Below are 23,658 nucleotides of genomic sequence, written 5' to 3' on the forward strand. Positions count from 1 at the left end.
GTCAGCGCTTACCTGCGGGCACGGCACAACCATGATGTAGCGAATTGCCGAATTCTGCAATTCGATAGAACGAGGGCGAGGGGGCGGACGGGAGGCGGGGCGGGGCGCGTCTGTGGGCGGGCGCGGCGGTTCAGTCGGCGGGCACCAGCCGCACGCCTGTGACGAGGTCCGGGTGGATGCGGACGACGTGGTCCGTCTTCTGGTCGGTCCAGGGGCGCAGCACGGACCGGTAGCGGGCCGCCTCCTCCGGGTCGTCGACCAGACGGCAGTAGCCGGTGACGACGACGCTCCAGCCGAGCCGCGCGTCCAGGTCGATCTCGTCGGCCTCGTAGGCGACGACGACACCGCCGGCCCCGGCCTCCTTGGCCTGCAGGGTCAGCGCGGCGCCCTCGTGGGTGCGGATGACGATGTCGCCGCCGTCCATGAGGTGGTTGACGGGGCGGACGGCGGGGAGCGCCTGGCGACTGAAGACGATCCGGCCGAGCGGCACCCCGGCGAGCAGCCGCAGGGCCTCGTCCGCGTCCAGCTCGACCGTGTGCCGGCTCGGGGCTGTTTCGTTCTGCACGGGTGCCTTCCAGGGGGCTGCGGTGGGATGGGACCGTCGGTTTCTCGCCTCGGTACGTGGCTCGGTATGTGCCTCAGTAGACGTCGGCCGGACCAGGGTCGGAAGGGCCGTTCGGCCCCTGCCACCTGGGGGATCCGGGCCTGTTGACTGAGCGGCCGGGGGCCTCGTCGGCCCCCGGAGGCGCCCTTGGAGGGCGGGAAGCGAGGGGAACATGATCGCGGTCGTGGGGCACGAGGACCTGCGCGCGGAGACGTCGGCGCTCGTGGAACGGGAGCTAGGGGTGCGCCTGGAGCGGTACGCGGATCCCGCGCCCGGCCTCGTCCGCGCCGGGTCCGGTCCCTCGGTCGCCTTCGCCCGCGCCGTGCGGGCCGCGGGCCGGCGGCTCGTCGTCCTGCTGCCCGCGCGGGGTGCGGTGCCGGCGCCGCTGCCGCCGCCGGCCGTGGAGCCCGCCCGCGCCGTGACCCGGCTCGCGGACGAGGTGCGGCTGCTCGCGTACGACCCGCGGGACCGCGACGCGCGGGTGCGGGCGGACGAGGCGCTGGTCCGCCAGTGCGACCGGCTGCTCGCCGTGTGGGACGGCTCGCCCACCGACGGGCGGGACGCCACGGCGCACCTGGTCGCCTACGCGCGCACGCACGGGGTGCGGGTGGAGGTGGTGTGGCCGGTGGGGGCGGCCCGGTCCGGCGGCGCGACCGCGGCGGCTGGTGCGACCCGGGTGTGCCGGCCCCGGGCCCGGGGGACGGCCGGGCCTCGGCAGGGCGGGCACACCGGGACGCGAGGGTGAGTGGATCATGATCGCGGCGGGTCCGTAAAGGGACCTTCGGCCCTGGGGGACCGGGGCCGAACGGCCCACCCCCGGCGTTGCCATACTGGCGCTCGTCTCTCGCACGGCAGGGCGTTCGGCCCGGCCGTCGTCCTGCCCAGGAGTTCTCGGTGAAGCCCTGCCCCACCACTCGACCGGCCGCCCGGCCGGCCCTCCCGGCGGTGCCCGTCCGCCCGGACCTCCCCCTTCTCGATGCGGCCCGGGCGGGGCGTCCGTGCTGACCGCCGACCCCTCCGCCGAGCCCGCCCGCACCCCCGTACGGGTCTTCCTGCTCGACGACCACGAGGTCGTCCGCCGGGGCGTGCGCGACCTGCTCGAAGCCGAACCCGACATCGAGGTCGTCGGCGAGGCGGCGAACGCCCGGGAGGCGCTCGCCAGGGTGCCCGCGACCCGGCCGGACGTGGCCGTGCTCGACGTGCGCCTCGGCAGCGCGACCGGCGGCGACCACGAGGGCGTCGAGGTGTGCCGCGAGCTGCGGGCCGAACTGCCGGACCTGGCCTGCCTGATGCTGACGTCCTTCGACGACGACGAGGCCCTCTTCGACGCCATCATGGCCGGCGCGGCCGGCTATGTGCTCAAGCAGATCGGCGGCTCGGACCTGATCGCCGCCGTCCGCACGGTCGCCACGGGCAAGTCGCTCCTCGACCCGAGGATGACGGCCCGCGTGATGGCCCGGATCCGCGAACCCGCACCGGAGCCCGCGGCCACCGTGCCCGGTGAGCTCGACCGGCTGTCGCCGCGCGAGCTGGAGATCCTCGACCTCATCGGGCTCGGCCTGACGAACCGGCAGATCGCCGACCGGCTCTTCCTCGCGGAGAAGACGGTGAAGAACCGGGTGTCGTCCATCCTCGGAAAGCTGGGCGTGGGCCGGCGCATACAGGCCGCGATGATCGCCGAACGGCTCCGCGAGGCCCACCGCGCCCCCGACCAGTCCTGAACCAACCGGCCCCTGAGTCTGACGAGACGTCACCTCACGTGTCGGATTGGTCAGTCCACGGCGATCGGCGCGCTCCAGGTGATCCGCGTGCCGCCCTCGTCCGGCACGTCCACGCGCAGGCTGCCCCGGCACTGCTCCGCCCGCGCGCCCATGTTGAGCAGCCCGCCCGTCGGCCGGGCGAGGCCCAGCCCGGCCCCGTCGTCCGTGACGGTGAGGACGAGCAGGTCGGCCGGGTCCGGGACGGCGAGCACGACGTCCACCCGGCTCGCCCGCGCGTGCCGCGCCGCGTTGCTCAGCGCCTCCGCCGCGACCGCGAGGACGTGCTCGGCCAGCGCCGCCGGGACGGTGCTGTCGACCGGCCCGGTGATGCGCAGCGAGGGTGTGAACCCCAGGTGCTGCGCGGCCAGTTGGGTCGTCTCGGCGAGCCTGCGGCGCAGCGCGGGGCCGCTGCGGTCGTCGTTGGCGGTGCGCAGCTGGAGGATCGTGGAGCGGATGATCTGGATGGTGGCGTCGAGGTCGTCCACGGCCCGGGTGACCCGCTCAGCGGCCCCGGTGTCCTCGATCGTCCGGGTCGCGCTCTGCAGCGTCATGCCGGTGGCGAAGAGGCGCTGGATCGCCACGTCGTGCAGATCGCGCGCGATGCGGTCCCGGTCGTGCAGCACGACCAGCTCCTCCGACTCGGCGCGCCGCCGGGCCAGTTCGAGCGCGATCGCCGCCTGGTCGGCGAAGCCGCTGATCAGCTGGGTCTCGGCGGCGTCGAAGCCCTGTCGGCCCGCCTTCCGGCTCAGCCGCAGCGCTCCGCACACGGCGTCGTCGACGGGCAGCGGCACGGCCACCACGGGCCCGTGCGCGTCGCCGGCGGTGCCGAGCGGCAGGGCCCGCGGGTCGGTGCGCACGTCGGTCGTCACGACGGGGCCGCGGGCGCGCGCCGCGAGCCCGGCCAGCGAACCGGCGGCCGGCAGCACCGCGCCCCGCACCAGCTCGGCGGTGTCGCCGTGCGCCACCTGCACCGTCAGGTCACCGGCGGGCCCCGAGGGCAGCAGCACGGTCGCGAGGTCGGCGTCGGCCACCTCCATGGCCCGCCGGGCGATCAGCCGCAGCACGTCGTCGGTCGCGGTGCCCGCGAGCAGCGCCCTGGTGATCTCGCCGAGCGCTTCGAGACGGCGCTCGCGGCGCTGGCTGTCCCGGTAGAGCCGGGCGTTGTCGATCGCCACGCCCGCCGCCATCGACAGCGTCGTGAGCACCGCCTCGTCGTCGGCGTCGAAGGCGCGGCCGCCGCGCTTCTCGGTCAGGTAGATGTTGCCGAACACCTCGTCGCGGACGCGGATCGGCGCGCCCAGGAAGGTCCGCATCGGCGGGTGGTGGGCCGGGAAGCCGAAGCTGCTCGGATGCCGGCTGAGGTCGTCGAGGCGCAACGGGGCCGGGTTGCGGATGAGTTCGCCGAGGATGCCGTGGCCGCACGGCGCGGGGCCGATGCGTGCCGCGAGCGCGTCGGCCATGCCGACCGGGAGGAAGCGCGAGAGCTGCGCGCCGTCGCCGATCACGCCGAGCGCCCCGTACTCGGCGTCGGTCAGGCTGACCGCGGCCTCCACGATGCTCATGAGGACCTGGGGGAGTTCGAGGTCGCGGCCGAGGTCCATGACGGCGGTGAGCAGGCCGTGCATCCGCTCGGGCACGTCGAGCCGCGGCCAGGGCGGCGGCGTGGACGGCGCGTGCGGGGCCCGGGTCGATGCCGGGGCCGGGGCCCGGGCCGGTGCCGGTGCCAGGGCCGGGTCCTGGCCCTGGGGCGGAGCGGTGTCGGTCATATGGGGGGAGCGTACGCGATCGTCCCGTACCGGATGGAAGGGGCCGTTCGGCCCGTATCCGCAGCTCCGCGGAGGTCTGTTCGACCCTATCGGGGGCGGGGGGCGCTGCGGCGATCATCTGGGGCGGCCGGAAGCGTGCCGTCTGAATCCCCCGTGTGCGGTCGCTTCCGGTCGTTTCCCGCACCGCAGAAGGAAGGTCGCCGTCCGGTGGACGAGGCACAGGCACAGATACAGACGCAGCCACGCAGCAGTCAGGTGGAGCAGCCGGCGGAGCCGTCGCCCCCGGACGGCCCGGCCGTCGGCGAGGGCGCGGGCCACCGGCCCTCCTGGGTGAGCTGGCTGACCACGACCGATCACAAGCAGATCGGCACGCTCTATCTCTGTTCCGCGCTGTTCTTCTTCATCATCGGCGGTGTCATGGCCCTGATGATGCGGGCGGAACTGGCCCGCCCGGGCATGCAGATCATGTCGAACGAGCAGTTCAACCAGGCGTTCACCATGCACGGCTCGGTCATGCTGCTGCTGTTCGCCATGCCGCTGTTCACCGGCTTCGCCAACTGGATCATGCCGCTCCAGATCGGCGCGCCCGACGTGGCCTTCCCCCGGCTGAACATGCTGGCCTACTGGCTCTACCTCTTCGGCTCGCTGATCGCCGCGGGCGGCTTCCTCACCCCGGGCGGCGCCGCGGACTTCGGCTGGTTCCTCTACGCGCCGCTCTCCGACGCCGTCCACTCGCCGGGGCTCGGCGCCGACCTGTGGATCATGGGCGTGGCGCTGTCCGGATTCGGCTCGATCGCCGGCGCGGTCAACTTCATCACCACCATCATCTGCATGCGCGCCCCCGGCATGACGATGTTCCGGATGTCGATCTTCACCTGGAACGTGCTGCTGACCTCGCTGCTCGTCCTGCTGGTCTTCCCGGTCCTGGCGGCGGCGCTCTTCGCGCTCGAATGCGACCGGAAGTTCGGCTCGCACGTCTTCGACGCGGCCAACGGCGGCGCGCTGCTGTGGCAGCACCTCTTCTGGTTCTTCGGACATCCGGAGGTCTACATCCTGGCGCTGCCGTTCTTCGGCATCATCTCCGAGGTCATCCCGGTCTTCTCGCGCAAGCCGATGTTCGGGTACATCGGCCTCGTCGCCGCGACCATCGCCATCGCCGGCCTCTCGGTGACCGTCTGGGCGCACCACATGTACGTCACCGGCGGTGTGCTGCTGCCGTTCTTCTCCTTCATGACCTTCCTCATCGCCGTCCCGACCGGCGTGAAGTTCTTCAACTGGATCGGCACCATGTGGAAGGGCTCACTGTCCTTCGAGACGCCCATGCTGTGGGCGACCGGCTTCCTGGTCACCTTCACCTTCGGCGGTCTGACCGGCGTCATCCTCGCCTCGCCGCCGATGGACTTCCACGTCTCCGACTCGTACTTCGTCGTCGCGCACTTCCACTACACGCTGTTCGGCACGGTGGTGTACGCGATGTTCGCCGGCTTCCACTTCTGGTGGCCCAAGTTCACCGGCAAGATGCTCGACGAACGCCTCGGCAAGATCACCTTCTGGACGCTGACCGTGGGCTTCCACGCCACCTTCCTCGTCCAGCACTGGCTGGGCGCCGAGGGCATGCCGCGCCGGTACGCCGACTACCTCGCCGCCGACGGCTTCACCGCCCTCAACACGATCTCCACCGTCGGCTCGTTCCTGCTCGGCCTGTCCTTCCTGCCGTTCTTCTACAACGTCTGGAAGACCGGCCGGTACGGGAAGAAGGTCACCGTCGACGACCCGTGGGGCTACGGCCGCTCCCTGGAATGGGCGACGTCCTGCCCGCCGCCCCGGCACAACTTCCTCGCCCTGCCCAGGATCCGCAACGAGTCCCCGGCGCTCGACCTGCACCACCCGGAGCTCGCGGCGGTCGACCGGCTGGAGAACCACCGGTGAACCCGGCCGTGCCCGCCCTGGGCATCGCCGCCGTGACCGCGTCCGGCTGCGTCTGGTACGTCCCCGCCCTCGCCGACCTGCGCGCCGGCGCCGACCGCCCGGTCTCCCGGCGCCTCGCCGCGGCCGCCTGCCTCACCGGCTGGGCCACCACCGCCGCCACGGCCCTGCTCCTCCTCCTGGGCGTGCCCGCCCGGCCGCTCCTCGCCCTGGCGGCGGCCGGCGCCGGCGCGGGCCTCGCGCTCCGCGTCCGCGCGGCCGTCCTGCGCCGCCGGGAGGAGCGGGAGGACGCCGCCTGCTGGACCGCCCTGAAGGTGCCCGCCCCGGCGCGGGGCGGCCCGCCGCGCCCGCTGGCCTTCGCCCGTACGGCCGGCGCCGGCCTCGGCCTCGCCCTGGCGGCGGCGATCGCGCTGGCCTGGGCCCGCCGGCACGGCGTCCCGTTCGCCCTGGCGGCGACGGTCCCGGCGGCGCTCGCCGCCTGCGCGCTGCTCGCGGCGACGGCCGTGAGCGCCCGGCGCCACTGACCGGCGCCATTGACCCGCGGGCATTGACCCGAGGGCATTGACCCGAGGCCATTGCCCGGCGCCATGGAGAGGAGCGCCCCGCCCGGCGGATTGGACCGGGCGGGGCGCTCCGTCGCCGTCGCCGTGCCGGGGGTCGGGCCGCGTCAGCTCTCGACGTCCTGCGGGTACCAGCGCAGCTCGACCGTGTTGCCGTCGGGGTCCTTCACGTACACCGACTGGGCCGAACCGCGCGCACCCCAGCGCGGCACCGGACCGTCGACGACGTCGAAGGTCCCGGAGTCGATGACCTCCTGCCAGTCCAGCGGGTCCACGACCAGGCAGATGTGGTCGACGTTGGACTCGCCCCGCGACCGGGCGAAGAGGTCGATGACCGTGCTCTCGTCGATGCGCACGGACGGGAAGGACACCTCGCCGGCCCGCCACTCCTCGACGCGCTCGGGGGCGAGGCCCAGGAGGCCGGTGTAGAAGTCGAGCGCCCGCTCGACGTCGGTCACGTTGAGGACGAGGTGGTCGAAGGCTTTGACGCGCATGGAGGGACCGTCGACTTTCGGTGGGAACGGTTGGGGCCGGACAGAAATGATCATGGTCAGCGCGCGGCCGGAGGGCAAGTGCTCCGGCGGACCCGGGGTGCCCAGGCCCGCGCGGATAGGCTGACGGAATGCTCCATGTATCCGATGCCGTAAGGGAGTTCCGGGAGGCGGCGCTCGCCTGGGCGGCCGCCGACGCCGTCGGCGGCTCCGTCGAGCCCGGTGACACCGCGCGCGAGCTGGCCGCCCGGCTCCCCGTCCGCACCGTCGTCCTCCTCGAAGGGCTCAGCGACCTCGCCGCCGTCGCCGCCCTCGCCGCCCGCCGCGGCCGCGACCTGGCGGCCGAAGGAGTCTGCGTCCTGCCGATGGGCGGCGCCATGAACGTCGGCCGCTTCGCCCGCCTCCTCGGCCCGCCCGGCCTCGGCCTGCGCCTCACCGGCCTCTGCGACGAACGCGAGCACGGCTACTACGCCCGCGGCCTGGAGCGGGCGGGCGCCGAACCGGACGCCTTCTTCGTCTGCGCGGCCGATCTGGAGGACGAGCTCATCCGCGCGCTCGGCGTGCCCCGCGTCACCGAACTCGTCCGCGCCGAGGGCGACCGGCGCGCCCTGGAGACCTTCCTCCGCCAGCCCGCCCAGCAGGGCCGCGCCGCGGACCGGCAACTGCGCCGTTTCCTCGGCACGAAGAAGGGCCGCAAGATCCACTACGGCAGGGTCCTCGTCGAGGCGCTCGACGAGGACCGGGTGCCGGCGCCGCTGGAGGCCCTGCTGGGCGCACTGTGACGACGGTCAGGGGCGGGTTTCCGCTTCCCGGTGGCGTGCCAGGTCTTCGCGGGCCTCCACCGCCCACGGATGCCTGGGGCCGAGCACCCGTTCCCTTCCCTCGACAACCCGCGCCAACTGGTTAATTGCCTCCGAACGTTCACCGTTCGCGGCGAGGACGTTGGCGAGGAGGTGGCGCGCCGAGAGCGCGATCGGATAGTCGGGGCCGTAGTGCCGCTCGTGGGCCGCGAGGGCCTCGCGGGCGAGCGGCAGCGCCTCGACCGGATGCCCGGTGTAGAACAGGGCATAGGCGCAGTCGAGCTGGACGGCCATGGTGATCTGATGGTCCGGGCCCAGTTCCCTGAGGCAGTCGTCGAGGAGCTGCGGACCGGCCGGTGCCTCGGCGTCCAGCTCGGGCCCCGGAAGCACTTCGAGAAGGTGGGCCCGGACCATGAGCGTCAACGGGTGAAACGCCCCCAACTGCTCGGACCGGCCAAGCACGGCTCGCCGCATGAGGGATATCGCCTCGGCCGTCTCCTCGCGCTGGTACAACGGGCGCGACCGCGCCACGCAGCAGTTCAGCGTCTGGAGGGCGGCCGGACCGAGCGCCCGCTCCGAGTCGGCGAGCACCTGCTCCAGCATCCTTTCCGCCTCCTCGAAGCGCCCCAGCCGGTAGACGGCGCGGCCGGCCCGCTCCCGCAGGCCCAGGATCAGTACGTGGTCCCCGCCGAGGCGCGCTTCGCCGAGCTCCCGCGCCCGCTCCGTCAGGGCGAGCGCCGAAACGTAGTCGCCCGTCCGGTGCAGTGCCGTCGACAGCCGCAGCGCGCACTCCACCGCCGCCTCCGCCGTCTCCCGGCGCACGGCGGGCCGGTCGCGGACGCGCCGCAGCAGCGCGAGGACGTGGGGTACGAGCAGGCCGAGGCCGGTGTCGGTCGTGCCGCGCTCCGGTACCGCCGGCAGGGCGGCGGCGAGGAGGCGGGCGGCCGCGGCGGCGAGCGGCTCGTGCTCGTCGTCCGGAGTGCCGCGGGCGACGCTGTCGAGCAGGACGCCGTGGGTGCGCAGGCACCGTACCCCGTCGGGTACGAGTTCGGTCAGTGAATGATCGAGCAGGCCGCGCAGGGCCGACTCGACGCGGGTGGCGGGCAGGATCGGGCCCAGCGCGGCGCCGGTCAGCAGGGCGAGCGGGAGCGGGTCGCCCGACCAGCAGGCGAGCAGGCGGAGCAGGGTCACCGCCTCGGGCAGTCCACTGGTCACGAGGCGGTTCATGGAGATCTGCCAGGTGCCGCTGACCAGGTGCCGCGAGTCGTCGCCGGGCTCGGCGGCGCCCTGGTCGATCAGCTCGATGGGGTCGACTCCCTGGTCGCCCTCCAGGTGGCGGCCGTACTCGTTCATCGTCCACGGCCGGATGACCTGGTGGGAGAGGAACCCGCCCGCCAGGGTCAGGGCGAGGGGCAGCCGCCCGAGCCGGTCGGCGATGGCCGCGGCCTCCTCCTCGGTGCCCGTGCCGGGGGCGATGTCGCACAGGACCCGGGCGGCGTCGGCGCGCGGGAGCACGCCGACGTGGAGCAGCTGGGCCGCGGGCCACCAGTGGACGGCCGCCTGACGGGTGGTCACGAGGACGGTGCCGCGCGGGCTGCCGCGCAGCCAGCCGCCGTCGCGGAGCACCGCCGGGTCGTCGGCGTTGTCGAGGACCAGCAGCCACGGGTGACCGGACCGGTCCAGGTGCTCCCAGACGAGGTCGGCCGCCGCCCGGAGCCCGCTGCGCGCGGCGACGAGTTCGCCCTCGCCCGCGCCCCGGTCGGCGGCGACGGCGAGCATGCCGGCGCGCAGCGACGCCTGGTCCGAGGCGTTCACCCAGAAGCCGAGGCGGGCGCCGCCGGCGGTCGCGTGCTGGAAGAGCGTGTAGGCGACGGCGGTCTTGCCGCAGCCGCCGAGCCCGTGCAGGACGAGCACCTCGTCGCCGGCGCCCCGGTCCACGGCCGCCTTCAGGCGGTCCATCAGGTCGACCCGGTCGCGCAGCACCACCGGCGCCCGGCCGACGGCGGGCCGCCGCACGGAGTCCGGTCCGCCCCAGGAGGGGCCGTGATGGTGGTGCTCGACGATGTGCTGGTCGCCGGACGCCTGGTAGACGCGCCCCTGGCCCTCGGCCCGGGCGTCGTTGCGGCCGCTCACGACTGGCCCAGGTGCAGGTCGCGGCCGGCCTGGTAGACCCTGGACCGGCCGGAGGCGGTGGCGTGCTGGGTGACCTGGGGGACGGCGGGAGCGCCGGGGGACACGTCCGCGAGGAGCGTGCGGAGGTCCTCGGCCAGTTCGGGGTGGGCGGCGAGCAGTCGCCGGATGCGGCCCTGCCACTCCGCCCGCACCTCCGCCTCGGTCTCCTGGTCCCCGGTGGCCCGCGCCCTGACCAGGTCCTCCCGGCTGGATTCCAGCTCTGCCGAGACGGCCGGAGCGCGGTCGGGCCGGACGCGCTGCCACAGGCCCGTCATGCCGTCCCTGATGCTCTGCCACGCGTCGGTGGCGAGCAGCGTCACGAGCGTCGTCCCGGCGGTACTCGCCAGAGTCGCGATCTCCGCGTCCATCACGTCCCCCCTCGGGATTGGTCGGCGGCGCCACCCTAGGCCAGGCTGCGGCCCCGGCGATACTGATGTGCGGCCTTCCCCGACTGCCTTATCGCAGAGAGCACATGAGGGTGCGTCAGCCCCGAGCCTCCTGCGCTTCCGTCACTGCAGGAACGCCGGTGCCAGCGCCGCCGTCAGCAGGCGCCTCGGCGCGCCCGAGCCGTCGGCCGGGACCGTGTAGAGGTCGGCGCCGTAGTCGCCCGGCAGGGAGTAGGAGACCGTGCGGGCGTCGAGCCAGACGGCCTGGTCGTCGACGCTGCGGGACTCGGCGAGGGCGGTCTCCCGCAGGGTCGCCAGGTCCAGGACGTACTCGTGCCAGGGCGCGTCGGTGGAGGCGCCCGCGACGCGCTTCTTGTAGACGACGCGGGTCTCGTCGGGGGAGAGGGAGGGGCACTCGACGTTCTGGTGGAGCGTGGTGACGGTACGGGTCGTCAGGTCGCCGCGGACCAGATAGGTCTGGCCGGCGGTGGCCATCGTGGCGTAGAAGTGCCGGTCGTCGCGCGAGAAGGTGACGCCCCAGAAGTTGGTGTCGGCGGCGTGGTGGTCCTTGCCGTCCTTGATCACCCGGAACTCCTCCAGGGACTGGGTGAGCCGGCCCGTCGCGGTGTCCAGGACCGCGGTGCGGGTGGAGAAGTTCGCGCTCGCGTACGAGTCGCCGCCGACGAACACCGTCCATGCCACCAGCCGCCCCGACGGCGATACCCGGGCGCGCGTCGGGATGCCGGGCAGCGGGTAGTGGGCCCTCTCCTTGAGCGACGCGTCCAGGACGACGGCCCGGTAGGTGTCCTCCACCGCGCCGCGCACCGCCTGCAGACAGATCCCGGTGCCGCCGGCCGCGAAGAAGCGCAGGCACTTCACGCCGGACGCGGTGCGCGGACCGCCGGGGGCGCCGGCCGGCACGGTCACCAGTTCGTCGCGGTGCGGGCCCCAGGCCATGTTGCGGAAGACGATCCGGCGGTCGGCTCCGGCCGCGAGCGAGACGTGCCCGGACTCGACCGCCGGACCGCCGGCCTGCGGGCGGTCCTTCTCGGCGGCCCGGTCGGCCGCGTGCAGCAGTGAGGCGGCGGCCACTCCGCCGAGCACGGCGAGCGCCGCGAGCAGGACGAACAGCTTGTTGCGCAGGGTCATGCGGGCGTGTCCTTCGAAACCGGGGCGGTGGGCGGGGACGGGGCCGGACCCGGGGTCGGACCCGGGGCCGGGGCCGGGGACGCGGGCCGCAGGGCGAACGACGTCGCCGCGCACGCCGCGAGCACGGCCGTCGCCGTGCCGATCGCCCAGCGGTCGCCCCAGGCGGTCCAGGCCGCGCCGAAAGCGATCGAGCAGCAGAACCGGGCCAGCGCCTGGCCCGTCTGGATCAACGCCAGCCCTGACGAACGGAGTTCGGCCGGTACGCAGCCGGCCGCCGCCGCCATCAGGACGCCGTCGGTCGCCGCGTAGAAGCCGCCGTGCAGCGCCAGGACCAGATAGGGGAGCGCCGGGCTCTGCCAGCCGCTCAGCAGCGCCCCGTAGACGAGCAGCAGCGCGGCGTGGCCGCCCAGGAACACCCGCCAGCGGCCGACCCGGTCGGCGAGCCGCCCCAGCGGCACGGCGAGCAGCAGGAAGGCGGCGGCGGTGCCGATCGGAAGGAGCGCGAACCAGCGGTCGGTGACGCCGAGGCGCCGCTGCAGCAGCAGATAGACGAAGGAGTCGCTGACGGTGGCGAGCCCCAACAGCAGGGCGCACAGCGCGAGTCGGCGCACGTCGGGCAACCGGAGCAGGGCGAGCGCGGCCTTGAGCGAGGCGCGTGGCGCGCCGTCGGGCGCCGGGGCCGCCGGGGCCTTGGGGTGCGAGGGCACGAACAGGAGCAGGACGAGCACGCCGAGCATGGCCACGCAGAAGCTGACCGTGAACACGGCGTCGTAACCGTCCACCGCCTGACGGAGGATCAGGAAGGCGACGAGCGGGCCGATCAGGGCGCCCGCGGTGTCCATCGCCCGGTGCACGCCGAAGGCCCGGCCGCGCGACTCCTCGGGCGACGCGAGCGAGATCAGCGCGTCGCGCGGCGCGGTCCGCAGGCCCTTGCCGGTGCGGTCGGCGGCGAGCACGGCGCCGATCAGCGGCAGCGAACCCGCCACCAGGAGCAGGGGCTTGCACAGCGCCGAGAGTCCGTAGCCGAGCACCGCCACCGTCTTGTGCCGGCCGCCGCGGTCGGCGAGATGGCCGCCGACGAGCCGGACCAGCGCGCTGAAACCGTTGTACACGCCGTCGAGCAGGCCGAAGCCGAGCGGCGACAGGCCGAGCCCGGCGACCAGGTAGAGCGGCAGCACGGCCGTGACCATCTCCGAGGACACGTCCGTGACCAGGCTGACCGTGCCGAGCGCGAGCACGGTCGGGGCGACGGCGGCGCGCCGCCCGGGACCGAGGTCCCGGGCGGCGGCCGTCGCGGCCGTCGCGGGGGTGCTGCGACTGTCCGCTACGTACACGTCAGGGCGTCCAGATGCCGGTGATCGGGGCCGCGTTGGCGGCCTGGCCGGCGTGCGAGGTGCCGTACATGTCCTCGATCGTGCGCAGCAGGTTGTAGTGGTTGTACGTGGTCGCGGACGTCGAGCCCGGGACCACCTGCTGGCCGTACAGGACAGTCGCGATCTTGTTGCCGGCGAGGCGGTTGTCCTCGTCGAAGGTCACGACGAGCAGGCTGTTGTGGCTCTTCGCCCAGGTCGCGTAGGCGCCCAGGTTGTTCTTCAGCCAGGTGTCACCGGTGCCGACCGAGCAGTCGTGCATGTCGCTGCACAGGTTCGGGACGACGAACGACACCTGCGGCAGCTGGGTGTAGTCGGTCGGGAACTGCGTCATCGTGTACGCCGACGAGGTCGGGACGTTGCTGAAGCCGAACCAGGGGTTGTGCTTGCGCGCGTACTTGCCGCTGCTGCAGGTGGTCGAACCCTGGCTGGGCAGCGTCTCGTTGTAGCTCTTCCACGTCTTGCCCGCGGCGATCAGCTCGGAGGCCAGGTTCGGCGCGGACGAGAAGCCGGGCGTGTAGCAGGAGTCGTCCGTGATGCCCTGGGTGGACCCCGAGAACATCGCGAAGTAGTTGGGCTGGCTGGGGTGGGTCTCGGCGTACGACTCGGTGAGGTTGGCGCCGCCGGCCTTCAGCGAGTTGATGTACGGGGCGCTGGAGCTGTCGATCACCTGGTTGTACGCGTGGTTCTCGAAGACGACGACCACCACGTGGTCGGGCGTGGGGACGGTCGCCGCGGCCTGGGCCTGCGACGTGCCGGCGAAGCCGGCCCACAGGCCGATCGACGTGGCCGCCAGGCCGAGGGCGGAAAGAAGAGCGGTGCGGCGATTCCTGGGCGCGCCGGACACGGTACCTCCGGTTGAGGGTGGGGACTACGGAGCGGTGCAACCGGCAGGCTAGGAGTGAGCATGACAACGTGGAAGGTGTTCCGCGTGAAGACCCGGGAAACGTCTCGTGCCACCACGCGCACGCACCTCCTCACCTGCCAGTCTCTCCCCGACCGGCCTCAGCCGCAGAGCGCCCGTGCGTACATCGCCTTGATCGCGCCGTCGACGGGATGCGGCTGCGGCTGCCCCGAGGCGTCCGGCTTGCTCCACCGCATCAGGTTGACCGCGGCGGACATCCGGCGCCCGCCGTCCTCGCGGGTGAACGACATGGCCCCCGCGCCCCAGACCGTGCCCCGGTTCCCCCAGAAGGTCCCGCACCCGGGGATCATCAGCTTCTCCAGGCCCAGGCCGTACTCGATCGTCGACCCGTCCAGGGCGATCACCGGCACCGTCCGCCGCATCTCGGCCAGCGCCGCCGCGCCGACGACCTCGCCGGCGAGCAGCTTCCCGTAGAAGAGGTTCAGATCCGCCACGGTCGACACCAGACCGGCGCCCGCCATGTCCCACGACATGTCGTACTCGCTGTAGTCGCGCGGCGGTTCGAGCGTGCCCCACAGCCCCTCGTACATCCGTGAGTGCGGCCCCTCGACACGCGGGCCGTCCGGGAACGCGGTGTGCCGGAGTCCGGCTGGCGCGATGACGTGATCCTCGATGTACGCCTCCGCCGGCGCACCCGTCACCTTCTCCAGCAACTGCCCCAGGAGCAGGTAGTTGGTGTTGGAGTAGACGCCCGGAGTGCCACCCGGCTCGGCCGGCGCCGGCGCCGCGAGCCCCAGCGCGATCAGTTCGGCCGGGTCGCACCTCCGGAAGCGGTACGCGTCCAGGCTCCGCGGCGACACGTCCCAGGGCGCGCCCTGGAGGGACGGGAAGGCGTACGGGATGTACTCGGCGAAACCGCTGGTGTGGTTCAGCAGCATCCGCACCGTGACCCGCCGTCCGCGCTCGCCCGGCACCAGGTCCGGCAACAGCTCCCCGACCGGCGCGTCGAGCCCGATCCGGCCGCGCTCGACCTGCTGGAGCACCGCGGCGGCGGTGAAGGTCTTGGTGATGCTGCCGACGCGGTGCCGCATGTCCGGTGTCACCGGACGCCCGGTCTCCAGGTCGGCGACGCCTGCGGCGCCCCGCCACACCTGGTCGCCGTCGCCGACTTCCGCGAACACGCCGGGCATGCCGGCGCCGTGGAGGTCGTCGAGGGCCGCCTGGAGCGCGGCGGGGTCGAGGTTCGGTCGCATGGGTCTGCCCTTCTGGCGGATGACGGTGGTGGTGACGGCGCCGGTCATCTGCCCCTTCTGACGGATGACGGTGGTGGTGACGGTGCCGGTCATCTGCCTCTTCTGACGGATGACGGTGGTGGCGCGGCGCCGGTCGTGGTGTCGGCCGTGGCCGGCGCGGGTGGGCCCGGCGGGCCGGCTCACGCGCCCAGGGCGCGGCGCAGCACCGCGCCCAGCTCGGCGTTCTGGCGCTGCGAGACCTCGGCGGACAGGATCGCCTGCGAACCGTGGAAGGTGCCCGGCCACTGGTGCAGCTCGACCGACACCCCGGCCCGCAGCAGCCGCAGGGCGTAGTCGATGTCCTCGTCGCGGTTGGGGCAGAACTCCGCGGTGGCGATGTACGCGGGCGGCAGCCCGGCGAGATCGGTCGCCCGGCCCGGAGCGGCGTGCGGCGTGGCCGGCCGGCCGCCGAGGTAGTGCCGCCACGATGCCGCGGCCTTGTCGCGGTCGATCCACGGGGTGTCGGTGAAGTTCCGCTGCGACCAGGTCTCCTGGCGGTCGTCCAGCTGGGGCTGGTTGAGCGCCTGGAAGCGGATCGCCGGCCCCCGCTCGTCCCGTGCCCGCAGCGCCACCGCCGCCGCCAGCCCGCCGCCCGCGCTGTGCCCGCCGACCGCGAGCCGCGCCGGATCGATGCCCAGCTCCACGGCGTGCCCTGCCGCCCAGCACAGCACGGCGTACGCGTCGTCCAGGGCCGCCGGGAAGGGATGCTCGGGCGCCCTGCGATAGCCCACCGAGATCACCGTGACCCCGGAGTTCGCCGCGATCCTGGCCGCCCACGGATGCTCCGTGTCCAGGTCGCCCATGACGTACCCGCCGCCACGCAGCCACACGACCGCGCCGCCGCCCCACGCCCCGGCCGGCCGGTAGATCCGCACCGGCACCTCCGGATCGGCCGCCACCGTCACGTCCGTGATCTCCATGCCGGAGGTGTCCGGCGCCGGCACGCCGGCCGCGAGCGCGGCGAGCCCCGCGCGTCCGGCGACCGGATCGGCGAGGTCGGCCTGCGGGAACAGCGGGATGAATGCTTCGAGTTCGGGATCCATGCCACCCATCCTGGCGGGCGCGGCCGGGCGGATCATCCGCCGTCCGTCGCGCGAACGCCCCCGGTCCCGCGCCGTCCGTCGCGGGCCGCGCCGGCGGGCCGCTGCCTATGCTGCTCACATGGAGGCACTGGCCGTACGGCTCTCGGGACTCGATCCGTACGTCGACGGCGCGATCCGCATCGTCGCGTTCTACGACACCCTGATGCGCCGCCGCGTCGACCTCCCGGCCCTCGCCCGCGCCTCGGCGGGCCTCGCCGAATGCGTGGCCGGCATCCGGCTGCACGGCACGGGCCACGTGATCCGCATGTCACCGGAGGGCACGCCGGCGCCGACACCCACGGGGGTGGTGTCGACGTCCGTGCCGGTGACGCTGGACGACGAGGAGATCGGCACGGTGTGGCTGGAGCGCGCGGATGGCGCGGCACCGGCTGTGCGGGGCACGCCGGGGGTGTACGGCGTGCTGGGTCAGGGCGGTGCGGCGGGGGTGTACGGCGTGCCCGGGCAGGGCGGTGCGGCGGAGGCGTATGACGGGCCGCGGCAGGCTAGCGCGGCGGAGGCGTACGGCGTGCTGGGGCAGGGGAGCGCGGCCGAGGCGTACGGCATGCCGGGCGCTCCCCTCCCGGTCGCCGCGCTCATCCCGGTTGCCGCGCCCGGCCTGCCCGTTCCAGGCGAGGAGTGCGGCTGGTCCGCCGGGCGAGACGCTTCCGGCCCGGACCGGTCCGCGAGCGCAGGCCGGCTCGTCCCGTCCGACGGGAACGACCCGTCCCGCGCGCCGCGGGCCACCACCCCGGCCCCGTCTCTCGACGAGGTCCTCCTCGACCGGCTTGCCATCGCCGTCGCCGCGGCCGTCGAGCGGTACGGGCCGGCGCGGACGACCATGGCCGATCCCGCGCTGGTCGAGCTGGCCGTGAGTGCCGACTGCGACGAGGCGGCCCGGGCGCGGGCGTTGCGGTTGCTCGGCTTCGCGCCCGGCGCCGCCGTGCGCGTGGTCGCCGTGCGGTCGCGGCTGACGCTCGACGACGTCGGGGCCCGGCTCTGCCCGGAGGGGCACGTCAAGGCGGCGCCGCTCGGAGACGTGGGGGTTGTGCTGGCCACCGCCGTGGACGCGGGGCGCCTGCCGGCGGACGTGCGGGCCGGGATCGGGGACGGGGGCAGCCCGGAGCGGTCGTGGCGGCAGGCACGCACCGCCCTGCGGTTCGCCACGGCGCGCGAACCGGTGATCCACCACGCCGAGTTGGGCGCGCTCGCGCTGCTCGCCGAGATTCCGGCGGCCGCCGTGCGCGAGAACCCGGACGTGGAGGCGGTCGCCCGGATCGCCGCCGGCGACCGCGACGACCTCGACACCCTCGACGCGTACTGCCACACCGGCTCGCTGCGCCGGGCCGCCGAGCTGCTGCACCGCCACCACAGCAGCGTCGCCCGCCGCGTCGAGCAGCTCACCCGGGCGATGGGCTTCGACGTGACGGAGCCGGCCGGGCTCGGCAGGGCCCGCATCGCCCTGAGCGCCTGGCGGTTGCTGGAAAGCCGGTGACGGGGCGCGCTGGCATCATCGGTTGACATGACTATGTCTGAGCGTCGCTCCGCGACACCCAAGGGATTCCCCGGCGGCCCGGAGCTCTTCCGGCTCGACCCGGCGATCGCGCACCTCAACCACGGCTCCTTCGGCGCCGTTCCGGTCCCGGTCTCCGACGTACGGCGCGCCCTGCTGGCCGAGGCGGACGCCGACCCCGACACGTTCTTCATCGGCATGCCGGAGCGGCTCGCGGCGGCGCGCGGCAGGATCGCCGCGCATCTGGGCGCCGACCCGGAGGGCATCGCGCTGGTCAGCAACGCCACCGAGGCCGCGAACCTCGCGCTCGACGCGGTCGGCCTGGCACCCGGCGACGAGATCCTGGTGACCGACCACGGATACGGCACGGTCGTGGCCGCCGCCGCGCGCCGGGCTCGCGTGGCGACCGTCGCGCTCGACCCGGCGCTGCCCGACGAGGACGCGGTGCGCGAGGCGGTCCTGGCCGGGATCACCCCGCGCACCAGGGTCGCGCTGCTCGACCACATCACCTCCCCGACGGCCCGGGTCGTCGCCGGGCCCCGGCTGCTCGCCGAGTTGCGCGAGCGCGGGATCACCACGGTCGTCGACGGCGCTCACGCGCCCGGGATGCTGGCCGAACCGCTCGCCGGCCGGCCCGACTTCTGGTTCGGCAACCTCCACAAGTGGGCCTACGCCCCGCCGGGCAGTGCCGTCCTCGCGGTGGCGCCCGACCACCGGGCGCGGGTGCCGGCGCCCGTACCGTCCTGGGAGGACGCGCACGGCTTCCCGCGCGCGGTGGAGAACCGGGCCACCATCGACTACACGGCCGTCCTCGCCGCCCCGGCAGGCCTGGACCTGCTGGCCGGCCTCGACGCCTCGGCCGTACGCGCGCACAACGCCGAACTGGTCTCGTACGGCGTCGAGTTGCTGGCCGACCGTATCCCCGGTCTGACCCCGCTCCCGTACGATCCCGCCCTCGCCATCCGTGCCCTGCGCCTGCCGCGCCACCTCGCCCGCACACAGCCCGAGGCCACCGCCCTGAGGGAGGAGATCGCCGCCCGGCTCCGCTGCCGCGTGCTCATCTGGCCCTGGCCCACCGGTGGCGGCATCCGCCTCAGCGCCCAGATCTACAACCGCCCCGAGGAGTACGAACGCCTTGCGGCCCGCCTCGGCGAACTCCTGTCCGGCGCCTAAGGGGTGCAGGTGGTGCCGGGGCGGACCTTCGTGAGCGAGATCAGGTACGCCTCGACCTTCCTGTCGACGCAGGCGTCGCGGCCGTAGCCGGTGTGGCCCGGCGCGTCGAACGACAGCAGCATGCCGCCGGGGAACTGCCGTGCCAGGCTGACCGCTTCGGCGTACGGGGTCGCCGGGTCGCCCGCCGTGCCCACGACGAGGACCGGCGCGACGCCGTCGGCGTGCACCCGGTGCGGCCGCTCGGGGCCGGCCGGCCAGTCCTTGCAGACCAGTTCGCCGGCGACGGACGACGTGCCGTAGACGCCTGCCGCCCGGTCGGCGGCGGGCAGTGCGTCCCAGTAGGCCCGTTCGTCGCGCGGGTGGGGCACGTCGAGGCAGTTGATCGCGGTCAGGGCCGCCTCGCTGTTGTCCTCGGGCACGGCGGACGCGCCGGACCCGTCGGAATCAGCCGGCTCGTCGGAAGCGTCCGTGGTCCCGTCGTCCGGGCCCGGCTGCTCCTCCTGGTCGTCCTGACCGTCCTGACCGTCCGAGCTCTCGTCCTCGGTCGCCAGGGCCGCCAGCTTCGTGCCGTCTCCCGCGTCCGCCGCGCGCAGCGCCTCGGACAGGCCCTGCCACTGCGCCTCCGGCGTGTACATGGACAGGCTGAGCGCGGCGACGAACCCCTCGGCGTCCAGGCCCTCCGCCGAGTCCTTGACCGGCAGCGGCTCACGCTGCGTGCGCTGGAGGAGCCGGTCGATCAGCGCGCGTATCTCCTCGGGCGTGGCGCCGGGACAGCCGTCGCCGACCGTGGCGGCGCAGCTTCGCGCGTACTCCTCGACCGCGTCCCGGAAGCCCTTGGACTGGCCGATCACGCGCTGCCGCCAGTCGAGGGACGGGTCGACCGCGCCGTCCAGGACCATCGCCCGCACCCGGCGCGGGAACTGCTCCGCGTACGAGGTGCCGAGGCTCGTGCCGTACGACCAGCCCACGTACGTGAGCTGCCGCTCGCCGAGCGCCGCCCGCAGCACGTCCAGGTCCCGGGCCGCGTCACGCGTGCCGACGTGCCGCAGCAGCGGACCGCTGGCCTTGGCGCACGACTCGGCGGTCTCCCGCGCGCCCGCGAGGACGGCGGCGCGCTCGGCGTCGCTGCGCGGGTAGAGCGGCGCGGGGGACCCCTCGTCGGTGCTCTCGGTGCTCTCGGTGCTCTCGGTGTTCTCGGTGCTGTCCGTGCTCTCCGTGCTGCCCGTGCCGCCCGTCTGGTCGTCGGCGTCCTTGGTGCGGCAGGTCAGGGCCGGCTTGCTCTCGCCGACACCGCGCGGGTCGAAGGAGACGATGTCGAACCGCTCGCGCACGCCCTTGCCGAGTTCGTCGGCGAGGCCGTCCTTGAGCGCCTGCACGCCGCGTTCGCCCGGGCCGCCGGGGTTGTAGACGAGCGAGCCGATCCGCTGGTCCGCGGCGGCGGTGGCGGCCTTGGCCACGGGCAGGACGAAGGTCCTGCCGTCGCCGGGGCGGGCGTAGTCCATGGGCACGGTGAGCGCGGCGCACCGGAAGTCGCCGCAGGGCCGCCAGGTCAGCCGCTGCTCGTAGAAGCGGCGCAGCTCGGGGCGGGCGGCGGGGTCGGCGGCGGCCGAGGAGCGCGGCCGGCCGCCGTCGTCGCCGGGTCCGGCGGCCGTGCAGGCGGCCAGCGAGGTGGCACCGAGGGCGGCGAGGGCGATGACGAGGGTCCGACGGCGGACGAGGGCGCGGATCACGAGGTACTCCCGAGGGGTGAACGGTCCTGGGAATGATCACGTGCGGATGCTGAGGTTTTCCTGAAGCCGGGCTACGGTCCCGGAGCCCGGAGCCCGGAGCCCGGAGCCCGGAGCCCGGAGCCCGGAGCCCGGAGCCCGGAGCCCGGGGCCGGTCAGTCGGGCGTGGGAAGCCGCAGGACGAAGCGGGCCCCGCCGTGCCCGCCCCGCTCGCCGCGTTCCGCCGTCAGCGTGCCGCCGTGCGCGTGGGCGACCCAGGAGGCGATGGAGAGACCGAGGCCGGTGGATCCCGATCCGCTGCGGAACCGTTCGAAGAGGGCGCCCGCGACCTCCGGCGGAAGTCCGGGGCCGGCGTCCTCGACCGTCAGCATTCCGTCCGGGGTCACCGTGATCAGCACGTCCGCCGGGACGCCCGGTGCGTGGCCGTGGGCGAGCGCGTTGCCCAGCAGGTTGCCTACGGCGCGCCGCACGAGGTCGGGATCGGCGACCACGACCGTGTCCGCCGCCACGACCCGGACCCGGTGGCCCGCCGCCGGCGCCTCCTCGACGACGGCCTCCACCAGTTGGTCGAGCCGCAGCGGCTGGCGTGCCAGGGTCGCCGTGCCGGACATCAGCCGGGCGCGGGTGAGCAGCCCGTCGACGAGCCCGCCCATGCCCTCGGCGAGGCGCAGGGTGCGCCGGTGCACCTCGGCGCTGTCGGTCTCGCCGCGCAGGGCGGTCTCCGCGAGCGTACGCAGCGAGGCCGCCGGCGTGCGCAGATCGTGCGCGGCGTCCGCGAGGAACGCCTCCTGCTGGGCGAGCGCGGTCAGTGCGGGCCGTACCGCCCGCCCGGACAGCACGTGGCCGACGGCCGCGGACAGCAGCACCAGCACCGCGCAGCCGCCGGACACCACCCATACGAGGCGCCGGTGCTCCGCCTGCTCGGCGGACGCGTCGGACACGGTGACGAGGACGCCCTGCGGCGGCTCGTTCCCGGCCGCGTCCGGCGCGTAGAAGGGCTGCGCGAACACCCGTACCGGCGCCCCGTCCGTCGTACGCCGGTCGACGGCGCGCACCTCGTCGGCCCGCACCGCCGCACGGCCGGCGGCCAGGACGGTGCCGCGGCTCACGGCCAGGCACGGCTTGGCCGGCGCGTGCTGGACGGTCAGCCGGTCCGGGTCGTCCGGCGAGACGAGGAGCACGGTGAGCGGCGGGCAGGCGGTGTTCACGTTGTCCGCGAGGACAGCGGTGTCCAGCCGGCCGTTCTCGTCGGTCTCCAGGAGGCCCAGGGCCCAGCTGGTGTCCGCGTCCATCGAGTGGTCGAGCTGCTCCCGCCAGCGGCCGCTGTCACTGCGCACGGCGAACACGGCCATCGCGACCAGGCCCACGGCGCTGGTCAGCGCGAACAGCAGGCTGATCCGCCGGCGCAGCCGCAGCACGCGCGCCGTCGGGGTGAGGGTGCGCGGGCGGCGCGGCCGGACGGGGCTCACCGGGCGCCGGCGCCGGGGTCGCCCGGCGGCGCGAGCCGGTAGCCGACCCCGCGCACGGTGTGGATCAGCGGCGGATCGCCGAGCTTGCGGCGGAGCTGGGAGACCAGCACCTCCAGGACGTTGGACTGCGGCTCGGCCATCTCGTCCCAGCAGCTCTCGATCAGCTCGGCCCGGGCGACCGCCTGGTCGGCCCGGGTCGCGAGCACCTCCAGGACCGCGAACTCCCGGGCGGTCAGCGTGAGCAGCACGCCGCCGCGGCGCACGTGCCGGCGCGCCGTGTCGATCTCCAGGTCGCCGACCCGGTGCACCGGAGGACGTACGATGGCGGCGCGGCGGCACAGGCTGCGCACCCGGGCGACGAGCTCGGGCACGGCGAACGGCTTGACGAGATAGTCGTCGCCGCCGCTCGCGAAGCCCTCCACCCGGTCGGCCACGGTGTCCCGCGCGGTCAGGAACAGCACGGGCACCCCGCGCCCGCCGCGCCGCAGCCCGTCGACGTAGCCGGCCGCGTCGCCGGACGGCAGCATCCGGTCGAAGACGGCGCAGTCGTACGCGGTGACGAACAGCGCCTCGTCGGCCTGCGGCAGATCGGCCGCCTCGTCGACGGCGAACCCGGCGGCCCGCAGGGCCGCGGCCACACCGAACCGGAGGTTTTCGTCGTCCTCGACGAGCAGTACGCGCATCCGGACAGCCTAGTGTCGGCGCACTCCAGCGTCGCCCCGGCCCGGGACCCGCGGCGAGGAGTCGGCGGAGGGCTCAGTACAGCTTCTTCACCGCGGTGTTCAGGGTGTTCTTCCACGGGATCACAGGCGGATCGCCCCAGTAGCTCTGCCACAGGACCAGCGTCACCGTGTCGCCGTCGCGGCCCACGCCCCACAGGTAGTTGTAGTCGGGGCGCTCGGTGGCGTTGGAGTCGAAGGTGTGCATCCCCTGAAGGGTGGCGCCCTCCTCGACGTTGATCACCCCGTGGTCGAGGTAGGTTGCGGTCACGCCGGGCCGCTGCGGGGCGTGCGCGCAGGCGATGTAGTCCTGCCGGGCCTTGTCCGCGAAGGCGATGGCCTCGGCCTCCGTGCCGAAGACCGCCACCTTCTGCTGGGCGAGCGCGGTCTCCGCGGTGGTGAAGTCCCGGTGCCATACATTGACTTCGGCCGGCTCGGCGGGCCAGCCCACCGGACAGTCGAAATCGTCACCCCATCCCCGGGCAGTCGGGTTGGCGCGCCACGACTCGGTCTTCGGCAAGTCGGAGATGTACAGGGTCCCCGGCTGCGGCCGCCACTGGTCGGCAGCCGCCGCCTGACCCGGAGCCACCCCGGCCCCCAGGGTCCCGACCGCCAGCACCGCGGCCCCCACCGCGACCGCGCCCCCGCGCAGCCGTGCACGTACCCCCATGGCTTCCCCTCCTCCGTGCGTTTCGATCACCCCGTTCCGCCCCGAACCGGGGCAGACTCCTTCGACGGTAGGGTGTCAGCGTCCGTGCGGCAGGGCCTTTCGGTCGGAATGACCGAGAAGTCCACGGCTGTTGACCGAGAACATGGCCAGTGCGGCAATCGCAGGCG

The 23,658-nt window shown here is 74.3% G+C and carries 21 protein-coding genes; 7 read left to right on the top strand and 14 right to left on the bottom strand.

The genetic code is table 11. From position 1 onward, the window contains the following. Positions 1-130 precede the first annotated feature (130 nt). Positions 131-565 (bottom strand): pyridoxamine 5'-phosphate oxidase family protein, encoded by a 435-nt coding sequence (locus ACFYU9_RS00820; RefSeq protein ID WP_389209542.1) that lies wholly within the window; start codon positions 563-565, stop codon positions 131-133. A gap of 223 nt (positions 566-788) precedes the next feature. On the opposite strand from ACFYU9_RS00820, the gene ACFYU9_RS00825 reads away from it, so the two are divergent. Both ACFYU9_RS00825 and ACFYU9_RS00830 read left to right on the top strand, forming a co-directional pair. Next, positions 789-1,349: a hypothetical protein gene (locus ACFYU9_RS00825; RefSeq protein WP_389341061.1), complete on the top strand. Its 561-nt coding sequence runs from the start codon at positions 789-791 to the stop codon at positions 1,347-1,349. Between the two features lie 253 nt (positions 1,350-1,602). Further along, the gene (locus ACFYU9_RS00830) at positions 1,603-2,325 is read left to right on the top strand and encodes a response regulator (RefSeq protein ID WP_389209544.1); all 723 of its coding nucleotides are present in this window, start codon (positions 1,603-1,605) and stop codon (positions 2,323-2,325) included. Positions 2,326-2,375: 50 nt separating this feature from the next. On the opposite strand, the gene ACFYU9_RS00835 is transcribed toward ACFYU9_RS00830, so the two are convergent. Then, positions 2,376-3,989, bottom strand: coding sequence for a GAF domain-containing protein (locus ACFYU9_RS00835; protein WP_389342923.1), 1,614 nt, complete (start codon positions 3,987-3,989; stop codon positions 2,376-2,378). A gap of 471 nt (positions 3,990-4,460) precedes the next feature. Between ACFYU9_RS00835 and ctaD the strand changes: the two genes are divergently transcribed. Continuing rightward, a complete protein-coding gene (gene ctaD / locus ACFYU9_RS00840) occupies positions 4,461-6,059 on the top strand; it encodes a cytochrome c oxidase subunit I (protein WP_389342926.1) in 1,599 nt (532 codons plus the stop codon). Then, entirely contained in the window at positions 6,056-6,580 is a 525-nt protein-coding gene (locus tag ACFYU9_RS00845; RefSeq protein ID WP_389341064.1) for a hypothetical protein, read from the top strand. Before ctaD ends, ACFYU9_RS00845 begins: the two co-directional genes overlap by 4 nt. A 143-nt stretch (positions 6,581-6,723) precedes the next feature. On the opposite strand, the gene ACFYU9_RS00850 is transcribed toward ACFYU9_RS00845, so the two are convergent. After that, complete coding sequence (locus tag ACFYU9_RS00850; RefSeq protein ID WP_389209547.1) at positions 6,724-7,110, bottom strand: VOC family protein; 387 nt, start codon at positions 7,108-7,110, stop codon at positions 6,724-6,726. Positions 7,111-7,238: 128 nt separating this feature from the next. On the opposite strand from ACFYU9_RS00850, the gene ACFYU9_RS00855 reads away from it, so the two are divergent. Next, positions 7,239-7,889: a TOPRIM nucleotidyl transferase/hydrolase domain-containing protein gene (locus tag ACFYU9_RS00855; RefSeq protein ID WP_389341067.1), complete on the top strand. Its 651-nt coding sequence runs from the start codon at positions 7,239-7,241 to the stop codon at positions 7,887-7,889. A 6-nt stretch (positions 7,890-7,895) separates the two neighbouring features. Here the strand turns inward: ACFYU9_RS00855 and ACFYU9_RS00860 are convergent, their stop codons facing one another. The 7 genes from ACFYU9_RS00860 to ACFYU9_RS00890 form a co-directional block, all read right to left on the bottom strand. Then, the gene (locus ACFYU9_RS00860; protein WP_389341070.1) at positions 7,896-10,040 is read right to left on the bottom strand and encodes a tetratricopeptide repeat protein; all 2,145 of its coding nucleotides are present in this window, start codon (positions 10,038-10,040) and stop codon (positions 7,896-7,898) included. Beyond that, complete coding sequence (locus tag ACFYU9_RS00865; protein ID WP_389341073.1) at positions 10,037-10,447, bottom strand: hypothetical protein; 411 nt, start codon at positions 10,445-10,447, stop codon at positions 10,037-10,039. The genes ACFYU9_RS00860 and ACFYU9_RS00865 overlap by 4 nt, the downstream gene beginning before the upstream one ends. A gap of 141 nt (positions 10,448-10,588) precedes the next feature. Continuing rightward, a complete protein-coding gene (locus ACFYU9_RS00870; protein WP_389341076.1) occupies positions 10,589-11,614 on the bottom strand; it encodes a TolB-like translocation protein in 1,026 nt (341 codons plus the stop codon). After that, positions 11,611-12,948 (bottom strand): MFS transporter, encoded by a 1,338-nt coding sequence (locus tag ACFYU9_RS00875; protein WP_389341079.1) that lies wholly within the window; start codon positions 12,946-12,948, stop codon positions 11,611-11,613. Before ACFYU9_RS00875 ends, ACFYU9_RS00870 begins: the two co-directional genes overlap by 4 nt. Before the next feature lies 1 nt (position 12,949). After that, positions 12,950-13,831, bottom strand: coding sequence for an alkaline phosphatase family protein (locus tag ACFYU9_RS00880; RefSeq protein ID WP_389209559.1), 882 nt, complete (start codon positions 13,829-13,831; stop codon positions 12,950-12,952). A 158-nt stretch (positions 13,832-13,989) separates the two neighbouring features. Continuing rightward, entirely contained in the window at positions 13,990-15,195 is a 1,206-nt protein-coding gene (locus ACFYU9_RS00885) for a serine hydrolase domain-containing protein (RefSeq protein WP_389341082.1), read from the bottom strand. 86 nt (positions 15,196-15,281) lie between these two features. Further along, positions 15,282-16,184 (bottom strand): alpha/beta hydrolase, encoded by a 903-nt coding sequence (locus tag ACFYU9_RS00890; RefSeq protein ID WP_389209563.1) that lies wholly within the window; start codon positions 16,182-16,184, stop codon positions 15,282-15,284. Between the two features lie 118 nt (positions 16,185-16,302). Here ACFYU9_RS00890 and ACFYU9_RS00895 point away from each other — a divergent pair, with 118 nt between their 5' ends. Both ACFYU9_RS00895 and ACFYU9_RS00900 read left to right on the top strand, forming a co-directional pair. Continuing rightward, positions 16,303-17,715, top strand: a complete 1,413-nt coding sequence (locus ACFYU9_RS00895) for a helix-turn-helix domain-containing protein (RefSeq protein WP_389341085.1) — start codon at positions 16,303-16,305, stop codon at positions 17,713-17,715. Between the two features lie 27 nt (positions 17,716-17,742). After that, entirely contained in the window at positions 17,743-18,906 is a 1,164-nt protein-coding gene (locus ACFYU9_RS00900) for an aminotransferase class V-fold PLP-dependent enzyme (protein ID WP_389341088.1), read from the top strand. On the opposite strand, the gene ACFYU9_RS00905 is transcribed toward ACFYU9_RS00900, so the two are convergent. The 4 genes from ACFYU9_RS00905 to ACFYU9_RS00920 all read right to left on the bottom strand — a co-directional run bounded on the left by ACFYU9_RS00905 (position 18,903) and on the right by ACFYU9_RS00920 (position 23,491). Further along, positions 18,903-20,636 (bottom strand): alpha/beta hydrolase, encoded by a 1,734-nt coding sequence (locus tag ACFYU9_RS00905; RefSeq protein WP_389341091.1) that lies wholly within the window; start codon positions 20,634-20,636, stop codon positions 18,903-18,905. The two genes, ACFYU9_RS00900 and ACFYU9_RS00905, sit on opposite strands and share 4 nt — an antisense overlap. Positions 20,637-20,788: 152 nt before the next feature. After that, the gene (locus ACFYU9_RS00910; RefSeq protein WP_389341094.1) at positions 20,789-22,102 is read right to left on the bottom strand and encodes a sensor histidine kinase; all 1,314 of its coding nucleotides are present in this window, start codon (positions 22,100-22,102) and stop codon (positions 20,789-20,791) included. Then, complete coding sequence (locus tag ACFYU9_RS00915; protein ID WP_389341097.1) at positions 22,099-22,785, bottom strand: response regulator transcription factor; 687 nt, start codon at positions 22,783-22,785, stop codon at positions 22,099-22,101. Before ACFYU9_RS00915 ends, ACFYU9_RS00910 begins: the two co-directional genes overlap by 4 nt. Before the next feature lie 73 nt (positions 22,786-22,858). Continuing rightward, positions 22,859-23,491 carry a hypothetical protein gene (locus ACFYU9_RS00920; RefSeq protein WP_389209575.1) on the bottom strand — a complete coding sequence of 211 codons (633 nt, stop codon included), beginning with the start codon at positions 23,489-23,491 and terminating at the stop codon, positions 22,859-22,861. Between the last annotated feature and the right edge of the window lie 167 nt (positions 23,492-23,658).

The sequence above is a fragment of the Streptomyces sp. NPDC004327 genome (assembly GCF_042873935.1).
Taxonomy (GTDB): Bacteria; Actinomycetota; Actinomycetes; order Streptomycetales; family Streptomycetaceae; genus Streptomyces.

What these genes read in the sequence shown, in the direction of transcription:
- ACFYU9_RS00835 (WP_389342923.1), bottom strand. Translation starts at nt 3,989, where the DNA reads ATGCACGGCCTGCTCACCGCCGTCATGGACCTCGGCCGCGACCTCGAA.
- ACFYU9_RS00850 (WP_389209547.1), bottom strand. Translation starts at nt 7,110, where the DNA reads ATGCGCGTCAAAGCCTTCGACCACCTCGTCCTCAACGTGACCGACGTC.
- ACFYU9_RS00855 (WP_389341067.1), top strand. Translation starts at nt 7,239, where the DNA reads ATGCTCCATGTATCCGATGCCGTAAGGGAGTTCCGGGAGGCGGCGCTC.
- ACFYU9_RS00865 (WP_389341073.1), bottom strand. Translation starts at nt 10,447, where the DNA reads ATGGACGCGGAGATCGCGACTCTGGCGAGTACCGCCGGGACGACGCTC.
- ACFYU9_RS00870 (WP_389341076.1), bottom strand. Translation starts at nt 11,614, where the DNA reads ATGACCCTGCGCAACAAGCTGTTCGTCCTGCTCGCGGCGCTCGCCGTG.
- ACFYU9_RS00885 (WP_389341082.1), bottom strand. Translation starts at nt 15,195, where the DNA reads ATGACCGGCACCGTCACCACCACCGTCATCCGTCAGAAGGGGCAGATG.
- ACFYU9_RS00890 (WP_389209563.1), bottom strand. Translation starts at nt 16,184, where the DNA reads ATGGATCCCGAACTCGAAGCATTCATCCCGCTGTTCCCGCAGGCCGAC.
- ACFYU9_RS00895 (WP_389341085.1), top strand. Translation starts at nt 16,303, where the DNA reads ATGGAGGCACTGGCCGTACGGCTCTCGGGACTCGATCCGTACGTCGAC.
- ACFYU9_RS00900 (WP_389341088.1), top strand. Translation starts at nt 17,743, where the DNA reads ATGACTATGTCTGAGCGTCGCTCCGCGACACCCAAGGGATTCCCCGGC.
- ACFYU9_RS00915 (WP_389341097.1), bottom strand. Translation starts at nt 22,785, where the DNA reads ATGCGCGTACTGCTCGTCGAGGACGACGAAAACCTCCGGTTCGGTGTG.
- ACFYU9_RS00920 (WP_389209575.1), bottom strand. Translation starts at nt 23,491, where the DNA reads ATGGGGGTACGTGCACGGCTGCGCGGGGGCGCGGTCGCGGTGGGGGCC.